Raw genomic sequence first — 1,280 nt, 5'->3', positions numbered from 1 at the left:
CACATCACTATCAAGTTCAGGTTTGATAGGAATGCTGGCAAATTCTTCTTTGTAGTGCAGTTTTTTACCATCTAGAACATCAGGGAGAACAATGACTCCCACTGCGACTAGAATGATGGTGCCGACTAAACGACTTTGGAATTTACTTGCCATCAAGTTACCTTTGATTACTTATTCTTTGATTGCCAATGCTCCAATACCTCACCTACGGTATGGAATGAGCCTGCGACCAACACAACATCGTTTGAAGCAGCGCTGCTTAATGCACTCTCAAACGCTTCAACCGGTGTTTGGAACTGAACTTGCCCTTGCGGTAGGTATTGGCACAATTCATCCGCCGTTGCAGCCCGTGGCCCAGTCAACGATGCTGGATACCAATGCGTCGCGATGGGCTTAAGCGCGGCCAATGTCGCTTTGATGTCTTTATCATGCAGCATTGCAATTACAACGTGGATAGTTTTCCCTGCGTACTGAGTTTTTACCTTTTCAACTAAATACTCAGCAGAGTGAGGGTTGTGCGCCACGTCCAACACAATTTCTGGCTCGTGTTGAAGTACCTGCATTCGACCCGCGAGTCGAGCATTATTCAAGCCATTCACGATGTTTATGTCAGTGATTTGCAATTCCGACGCGCCTAGAGCCATTAAAGCAGTGGCAGCATTTGGAAGAGGTAGCGAAGGCAGAGGAAGATCCTCAAGCGCAAAAGCACCACTACTCCACTTCCAACCTTTCTCAGTTAGAGCGTAGTCAAACTGGATGCCGACTTGGAAGAATTCAGCACCGATATCATCAGCATGGGCTGCAACCGTCGCTGGAGGCAGTGGTTGACCACAAATCGCGGGTTTACCTGCACGGTAGATGCCCGCTTTTTCAAAGCCGATAACATTGATGTCGTCACCAAGCCAATCTACATGGTCGATCGCCAGGCTGGTGATCACTGACACATCGTGATCAACGACGTTTGTTGCATCTAGTCGCCCACCTAAGCCAACTTCAAGAAGCACTACATCGACGTTTTCGACTTGGAAAATACGCAGCGCTGCAAGCGTGCCGAACTCGAACAGACTTAAACTGATGTCACCACGTTGTTTTTCTACATAGTCAAACGCTTCACAGTGCTTAGCATCTTCCACGTCTACACCATTAATGCGCACACGCTCGTTATAACGAATCAGATGAGGAGAACTGTAAACGCCTACCGAATAGCCAGCGTCGAGTAAGATTGCTTCCATTAGCGCACACGTTGAGCCTTTGCCATTGGTTCCGGCAACAGTGATTAC

At 47.9% G+C, this 1,280-nt stretch carries 1 protein-coding gene and 1 pseudogene; both read right to left on the bottom strand.

The features are described 5' to 3' along the window. Positions 1–153, bottom strand: a pseudogene (locus tag R7E47_RS24590) (cell division protein DedD); the annotation flags it as partial. Positions 154–167: 14 nt separating this feature from the next. Next, positions 168–1,280, bottom strand: a 1,113-nt coding sequence (folC, locus tag R7E47_RS24585; protein ID WP_318085335.1) for a bifunctional tetrahydrofolate synthase/dihydrofolate synthase, incomplete at its 5' end; no start/stop codon positions are given.

This window comes from Vibrio sp. Vb1026, assembly GCF_033338745.1.
GTDB lineage: Bacteria > Pseudomonadota > Gammaproteobacteria > Enterobacterales > Vibrionaceae > Vibrio > Vibrio alginolyticus.
This window is presented reverse-complemented; position numbering and strand designations above follow the sequence as displayed.